This is a genomic window from Enterococcus sp. NBRC 3427 (assembly GCF_007996925.1).
GTDB lineage: Bacteria > Bacillota > Bacilli > Lactobacillales > Enterococcaceae > Enterococcus_B > Enterococcus_B lactis.
This window is the reverse complement of record NZ_BJLL01000082.1, coordinates 1-7665: the sequence shown is the minus strand read 5'-3', so window position 1 is coordinate 7665 and position 7665 is coordinate 1. Positions and strand designations below refer to the sequence as shown.

The following is a 7665-nucleotide window of genomic DNA, read 5'->3' as shown; positions in this document are numbered from 1 at the left end:
TAGTCTTTTTTATTTTTTAAACGGGAAGTAGCTCAGCTTGGTAGAGCACTTGGTTTGGGACCAAGGGGTCGCAGGTTCGAATCCTGTCTTCCCGATTTTTTTTATCTTGCTTTTTGTTTTCAAATGATTTATAATTTTTTTAAATTGAATATGCGCCCATAGCTCAACTGGATAGAGTGTTTGACTACGGATCAAAAGGTTAGGGGTTCGACTCCTCTTGGGCGCGTCGATACGGAATAGTATATTCCGTATTTTTTTTTGTTGATTCTAAAGGATTTATTTAACAAAAAGCGTTCTTCTTTCTTTCTATTATCAAATTCGTTATAATTAAGGTCAATATTAGTCAAAGGGAATGAATAAGATGGCACATCAGAATACCTCGGATTTAATTGAATCATATATAAAGAAAATTCTGGAAAATAGTGAAATGATCGAGATTCGAAGGATTGAAATGGCAGACCTCTTTAACTGTGTTCCTTCACAAATCAACTATGTGATTAATACCCGTTTTACCATCCAACGTGGTTATCTAGTAGAAAGCAAACGTGGTGGTGGTGGTTATATACGAATTGCAAAAGTAAGGATTTCAGATAAAAAACAATTACTTGAGCAGATAAATCAGTTATTTGATGATACAATCAGTGAGAAAAATGCTTTTGCTATTATTCAAAAACTTTATGAAGACCAAATAATTACAAAAAAAGAAGGAAACTTGATGTTGAGTGCAATTGCAAAAAACACATTGAATTTCAATGAATATGAAGATCATACACGTGCTCGGATTCTCCGAGCATTTCTGGAACGTTTAAGTTATGAAGATGGGAAGTGAGATTAGATGGAAGAACTTTTTACTGAAAGAGCCCAAGCAGTATTAGAAATTGCACAAGAAGAAGCAAAACGGTTGAAACATCAATCAGTTAGTTCAGAACATGTTTTACTAGCCTTAGTGGTCGAGCAAAATGGAATTGCTGGAAAAGTATTACGTGAAATGGATTTGAATGAAACGGAAATTTATGAAGAAATTGAACATCTGATTGGTTATGGTGGTATCCGTTCTTACCCTAAAGGAGTCTTTCTTCCATATTCACCAAGAATGAAACAAGTTTTTGCTTTAGCTAGCAGCGAAGTGAAGAAAACTGGTTCTCAAAAAGTTGGAACAGAACATATTTTGATGAGCTTATTAAAAGATGAAAGTATCATGGCTACTCGAATCATGATCAACTTAGGTATCAGCCTTTCAAAAGCCCGTCAAGTTCTGAAACAAAAAATGGGGCTAGCTGGTGATTCTGCTGGAAAAGGAATGAATCGTCGTAGAAATGTAAATGTACAAGATAAACGGCAAACACCGCAAGGAACACCTACGCTAGATTCATTAGCACGTGATTTGACGAAATTAGCAAAAGAAAACAAGCTGGACCCAGTTGTTGGTCGTTCGAGAGAAGTGAAACGGCTTATCCAGATTCTTAGCCGACGGACAAAGAATAACCCTGTACTGGTGGGTGAACCTGGTGTAGGCAAAACAGCCATTGCTGAAGGGTTAGCTCAAAAAATCATTTTAGGTGAAGTGCCAGAAGACATGCAAGAAAAGCGCCTGATGATGCTTGATATGGGATCTTTGGTTGCTGGTACGAAATATCGCGGTGAATTTGAAGATCGAATGAAAAAGGTCATCGACGAAATCTATAATGATGGTCAAGTAATCTTATTCATTGATGAATTGCATACCTTAATTGGTGCAGGTGGAGCAGAAGGAGCAATTGATGCTTCGAATATCTTGAAACCGGCGTTAGCTCGAGGAGAATTACAAACGATCGGAGCAACGACCCTAGATGAATATCAAAAATATATCGAAAAAGATTCTGCATTAGAGCGACGTTTTGCTCGCATTCAAGTAGATGAGCCAACTCCTGAAGAAGCAGAAGTGATTCTTCAAGGATTACGTACAAGATATGAAGAGCACCATGGAGTGGAGATCACAGATGAAGCTGTACGAGCAGCAGTCAATCTTTCTGTTCGTTATATCACTTCTCGTCAACTACCCGATAAAGCAATTGATTTGATCGATGAATCAGCAGCGAAAGTCCGTTTGGATCAAACCGATCACTTAACAAAATCAACTGTGATCAAACTAGAAATCGATGAACTAGTACAAGAAAAGGAAGCAGCGATCCAAAAACAAGACTTTGAAAATGCTGCTCAATTACGCAGACAAGAAAAAGCACTACGTAAAAAGCTGCAAAAAGTTTCTGCAATTGAAGCAAAACAGGAGCAAGGTTATTCTGATCGTGTAACAGAAGAAGATGTTGCTACAGTTGTATCGGAGTGGACTGGTGTCCCTCTACAGCAGTTGGAGAAAAAAGAAAGCGAACGCTTGTTAGAACTGGAAGGACTTCTGCATGAACGTGTCGTTGGTCAAGATGAGGCTGTCAAAGCAGTTTCACGTGCGATCCGCCGTGCACGAAGCGGATTGAAAGATCCTGATCGTCCAATTGGTTCATTCATGTTCCTTGGACCAACTGGTGTCGGAAAAACAGAATTGGCCAAAGCACTTTCAGAAGTCATGTTTGGAAGTGAAGATGCCCTGATCCGTGTTGATATGTCAGAATTTATGGAAAAATACAGTACAAGCCGATTAATCGGGTCTCCTCCAGGATACGTAGGGTATGATGAAGGTGGACAGTTGACAGAAAAAATTCGTCAAAAACCATATTCAGTGATTCTCTTAGATGAAGTGGAGAAAGCACATCCAGACGTTTTCAATTTACTTCTGCAAGTATTGGATGATGGTCATTTAACAGATTCTAAAGGTAGAAAAGTGGACTTTAGAAATACAATCATGATTATGACTTCAAATATCGGAGCGACACAAATTCGAGAAGAAAAAAATGTCGGATTCAATGTCCAAGATGTTACTAAAGATCACAAAGCCATGCAAAAACGTATCTTAGAAGAGTTAAAGAAAGCTTTCCGACCTGAATTCTTGAATCGAATCGATGAGACTGTCGTCTTCCATTCATTGAGTAAAGATGAAATCCATACAATCGTCCAAATCATGAGCAAAGCGATTATCAAACGATTGAAAGAACAAGATATTCAAGTGAAAATCACACCATCTGCAATCGATGTGATCGGGAAAGCTGGATTTGATCCTGAATATGGTGCACGTCCAATCCGTCGCGCACTTCAAAAAGAAATTGAAGATCGATTGAGCGAGGCTTTGCTTGGCGGAGAAATTCGTTTAGGTGACCACGTAACAGTAGGTGCTTCAAAAGGTAAGATCACATTGAATGTTCGCGGACCTAAAAAGGAAACAGTAGGTTCCCTATAGTTACTTGGCCTGTGTAGCTGAATTTTTATAATAGTAAGACTTGATTAAGAGGTTGTGACAAGATTTTTGTCACAATCTCTTTTTATATTTGGACAGAATATATCGAACTTTATTTTGATTTTTTGTGAAATAATTTTCAAAAATCCGACTTTAAATAGAAGAAGTATTGGAAAGTTTTTAGAGCTATGCTACTATTATGAAGTTGTAGGAGGAGAAAATTATGATCGAACTCATAACCACAGTAGAAACTATTGAACAAGCAGAACAGTTGCTTGCTGCAGGTGCAGATACACTATATTTCGGTGAAGAGCAATTTGGATTGCGTCTGCCTGCTTCATTTACACGAGAAGAACAGCGACAATTGGTAGAATTAGCACACAAGTATGGTAAAAAAGCGAATATTGCTGTAAATGGGATCATTCATCCTGAAAAAATGAAAAATGTACCTGAATATTTGGCTTTTTTAAAAGAAATAAACGTAGATGTGATCACAGTTGGTGATACAGGTATTATTTATACGATGAAAAAAAATCCTGAATTGCGTATACCGTATATTTATGATGCTGAAACATTAGTAACGAGCGCACGTCAAATCAATTTCTGGGCGAAAAAAGGCGCAGTTGGAGCAGTACTTGCTCGTGAAGTTCCTTTTGAAGAGATGAAGGCGATGGAAGAAAAACTCGATATTCCTGTAGAAACCCTTGTGTATGGTGCTACATGCATCCATCAATCCAAACGTCCACTGCTACAGAATTACTATAACTATACGAAACAAGACGAACAAAAAGATCGTGAAAGAGGTCTTTTTATCTCGGAACCTAAAAAAGAAGAGACACATTATTCTATTTATGAAGATAGTCATGGCACACATATTTTTGCCAGCAATGATCTGAATCTCTCGAATGAATTGAATGAACTTTATCAGCATCATTACTGTACATGGAAATTGGACGGATTATTTACTCCAGGCGAAAAATTCGTAAACATCACTCGACTATTCGCCGAAGCAAAAAAACAAATTTTAGAAGGTAGCTGGGATCAAGAAAAAGCGGAAAAAATGACTAGCGAAATCAGTAAATTGCATCCTGAAAACCGTGAATTAGATACAGGATTCTTTTATATTGATCCTTCTGCTATCAAATAAGGAGTATGATGAAAGAAATGACAGTAAAAAGAAAATTGAAACGACCAGAAATCCTAGCGCCAGCAGGAACACTGGAAAAGTTAAAAACCGCGATCCATTATGGAGCAGATGCAGTATATATTGGCGGGAATGCATATGGTTTAAGAAGCCGTGCAGGTAATTTTACTTATGAAGAAATGGCTGAAGGAGTTGCTTTTGCAAAAGAACATGATGCGAAGGTATACGTTGCTGCTAATATGGTCACCCATGAAGGAAATGAAGATGGAGCAGGGGAATTTTTCCGCAGTTTGCGTGATGTCGGTATTTCTGCAGTGATTGTTTCTGATCCAGCTTTGATCGAAATTTGTGCGACAGAAGCCCCAGGTCTGCCGATCCATTTATCCACTCAAGCTTCAGCAACTAATTTTGAGACATTGGAATTCTGGAAAGAAGAAGGGTTGGAACGTGTCGTTTTAGCTCGTGAAGTTTCAATGGAGGAAGTGGCAGAGATTCGTAAAAATACGGATACCGAAATCGAAGCATTTATCCATGGTGCCATGTGTATCTCTTATTCTGGTCGATGCACATTGTCCAACCATATGTCGATGCGGGATGCAAACCGTGGCGGATGTTCTCAATCTTGTCGCTGGAAGTATGGATTGTTCGATATGCCTTTTGGTCAAGAACGAAACAGTTTAACTGATACAGGCGAAGTGGAAGAAGAATTCTCGATGAGTGCAGTGGATATGTCAATGATCGAACATATTCCAGAATTGATTGAAAACGGCGTAGACAGCTTCAAGATCGAAGGAAGAATGAAATCGATCCATTATGTATCTACGGTGTCAAATGTCTATAAAGCGGCTGTAGACAGTTATATGGAAGATCCTGAAAACTATGTCTGCAAGCAAGAATGGATCGACGAGTTATGGAAAGTAGCACAACGAGAATTAGCTACAGGTTTTTACTACAATACACCAACTGAAAACGAACAATTATTCGGTGAACGTCGTAAAATCCCAGTATATAAATTTGTCGGTGAAGTATTATCTTATGATGAGGCAACACAGATTGCTACGATACGTCAGAGAAACTTGTTTTCTGTAGGAGATGAAATCGAATTTTATGGTCCAGGATTCAGTCATTTCAGTCAAACCGTTGAAGTTATGCATAATGAAGAAGGCGAATCCATTGACCGAGCACCAAATCCAATGATGATTTTAACTATGCCAGTCGCACAGCCGGTGAAACCTGGAGATATGATCCGAAAACGTAAATAAGGAAAAAGCTGATATATCCCTGTTTTAAGCATCTTCGCATACAAAATTCAAGAAAAGTGTTACACTTGTTTTCTGTAGAAAAAGGATCGTTAAATAAAGGTTTTGATTGATCTCTTCAATAAGGAGGAACAAAATGCAAATATATGATTACATCGTAATTGGTGGCGGCTCTGGCGGTATTGCTTCAGCAAACAGAGCAGGGATGCATGGCGCAAAAGTTTTGCTGATTGAAGCGAATGAATTGGGCGGAACATGTGTCAACGTCGGTTGTGTACCTAAAAAAGTTATGTGGCAAGCAAGTACGATTTTGGAAACAATTGAACGAGATGCCTCAAGTTACGGTATCCAAGCAGATTTAAAAAATGTTGATTTCGCCGGTCTAGTAGAAAGACGAGAAAAATATATTGATTTTCTACACGGTGCTTATCAAAGAGGATTAGATAGCAATCATGTCGAGGCTATAAAAGGTTACGCTACTTTTATCGATAGTCAAACGATCGAAGTAAACGGTGAAACCTATCGTGCTCCTAAAATCTTGATCGCTACTGGAGGCCGTGCAAGTAAAATGACCATTCCTGGTGGAGAATACGCAATTGATTCAAATGGATTTTTTGAATTAACAGAGTTACCTAAGAGAGCAATCGTTTTAGGTGCTGGATACATTGCGGCTGAACTTTCAGGTGTATTTCGTGGTTTAGGTAGTGAAGTCATGTGGGCATATCGAAAAGAACGACCACTTAGAACGTTTGATAAAATGCTTTCGGACAATTTGATCCAAATGTACCAAGAAGCTGGAATAAAAACTTACGCACATCATATTGCTAAAGAAATTACTAAAAACAATGACGAATATACGGTGCTATTTGAAAATGGTGAAACCTTAACTGGTGATTGTGTACTTTTTGCCGGTGGACGTGTACCGAATACCGAAAAATTAGGTCTGGAAAATACAAATGTGGAATTGGACAAAAAAGGGTTTATCAAAGTAGATAAATACCAAAATACAACGGATGAACATATTTTTGCTGTTGGTGATGTGATCGGTAAATTAGATCTGACTCCTGTTGCAATCGCAGCTGGTAGACGTTTATCAGAACGTTTATTTAATGGAAAGAAAGATTCTTATCTTGACTATAAACTTGTTCCGACAGTCGTCTTTACGCATCCACCAATTGCAACAATTGGTTTGACAGAAGAAGAAGCATTGGAAAAATATGGCGAAAATGAATTGAAAGTTTATCGTTCACGCTTTACCCCAATGTACTTTGCATTAAATGATTATCGCCAAAAATGCGAAATGAAATTGATCTGTGTCGGAAAAGAAGAAAGAATCGTCGGCTTACATGCTATTGGTGTTGGTGTCGATGAGATGCTGCAAGGTTTTGCCGTGGCTATCAAGATGGGTGCAACTAAAGAAGACTTTGACAATACAGTAGCCATCCATCCAACAGGAGCGGAAGAATTCGTAACGATGCGATAATTTAATATTAACAGTTCCAACAGCTTTTTATTGAACAAACCATGTAAAACCAGAAAATCAGTATACTGATTTTCTGGTTTTTTGTTTTTTAGTTATTTATGTAAGATTGCTTCGATAATTCTCAAAACGAAATAAGTAGGGAAGTTGGAGATTTTGATTATCTTCGTAACTGACGAAGAGTAAATGAATCCATTTGGTATGCACTCTTAAGTTCAAAATATTGGTATCGATGTTTAAAAGAAATAGAAATGTATCGAAGAACAGATGTTTAAAAAAGTGTGACTTTGTATAAATAAATTAGAAGAAGCAAACGAGGATGTTAAAAGAATACCATATAGTTACCAAACCAAGAAAGTTCTCGTCAAGTTCGCTGGTACGAATCAAATCAAGTGAAAAAAGGGACTGTGAAAAAAATTGTGTCATAGTTAGTCACTTTTTCCGAACAAATAGTGTT

At 37.9% G+C, this 7665-nt stretch carries 5 protein-coding genes and 2 tRNA genes; all 7 read left to right on the top strand.

What is annotated here, in order from left to right; all coding sequences use genetic code 11:
* The first annotated feature begins 21 nt into the window (after positions 1–21).
* The 7 genes from ESP02_RS12415 (at position 22) to gor (ending at position 7211) form a co-directional block, all read left to right on the top strand.
* A tRNA-Pro gene (locus ESP02_RS12415) sits at positions 22–95 on the top strand.
* A gap of 57 nt (positions 96–152) precedes the next feature.
* A tRNA-Arg gene (locus tag ESP02_RS12410) sits at positions 153–226 on the top strand.
* 135 nt (positions 227–361) lie between these two features.
* Complete coding sequence (locus ESP02_RS12405) at positions 362–829, top strand: CtsR family transcriptional regulator (protein ID WP_002289036.1); 468 nt, start codon at positions 362–364, stop codon at positions 827–829.
* Positions 830–835: 6 nt separating this feature from the next.
* Entirely contained in the window at positions 836–3328 is a 2493-nt protein-coding gene (locus tag ESP02_RS12400; protein ID WP_002289035.1) for an ATP-dependent Clp protease ATP-binding subunit, read from the top strand.
* Positions 3329–3548: 220 nt separating this feature from the next.
* Positions 3549–4472: a peptidase U32 family protein gene (locus ESP02_RS12395; RefSeq protein WP_002289033.1), complete on the top strand. Its 924-nt coding sequence runs from the start codon at positions 3549–3551 to the stop codon at positions 4470–4472.
* Between the two features lie 5 nt (positions 4473–4477).
* Positions 4478–5731 (top strand): U32 family peptidase, encoded by a 1254-nt coding sequence (locus tag ESP02_RS12390; RefSeq protein WP_002304804.1) that lies wholly within the window; start codon positions 4478–4480, stop codon positions 5729–5731.
* 133 nt (positions 5732–5864) lie between these two features.
* The gene (gor, locus tag ESP02_RS12385; protein ID WP_002289031.1) at positions 5865–7211 is read left to right on the top strand and encodes a glutathione-disulfide reductase; all 1347 of its coding nucleotides are present in this window, start codon (positions 5865–5867) and stop codon (positions 7209–7211) included.
* The last annotated feature ends 454 nt before the right edge of the window (positions 7212–7665 follow it).

What these genes read in the sequence shown, in the direction of transcription:
- ESP02_RS12405 (WP_002289036.1), top strand. Translation starts at nt 362, where the DNA reads ATGGCACATCAGAATACCTCGGATTTAATTGAATCATATATAAAGAAA.
- ESP02_RS12400 (WP_002289035.1), top strand. Translation starts at nt 836, where the DNA reads ATGGAAGAACTTTTTACTGAAAGAGCCCAAGCAGTATTAGAAATTGCA.
- gor (WP_002289031.1), top strand. Translation starts at nt 5,865, where the DNA reads ATGCAAATATATGATTACATCGTAATTGGTGGCGGCTCTGGCGGTATT.
- ESP02_RS12395 (WP_002289033.1), top strand. Translation starts at nt 3,549, where the DNA reads ATGATCGAACTCATAACCACAGTAGAAACTATTGAACAAGCAGAACAG.
- ESP02_RS12390 (WP_002304804.1), top strand. Translation starts at nt 4,478, where the DNA reads ATGATGAAAGAAATGACAGTAAAAAGAAAATTGAAACGACCAGAAATC.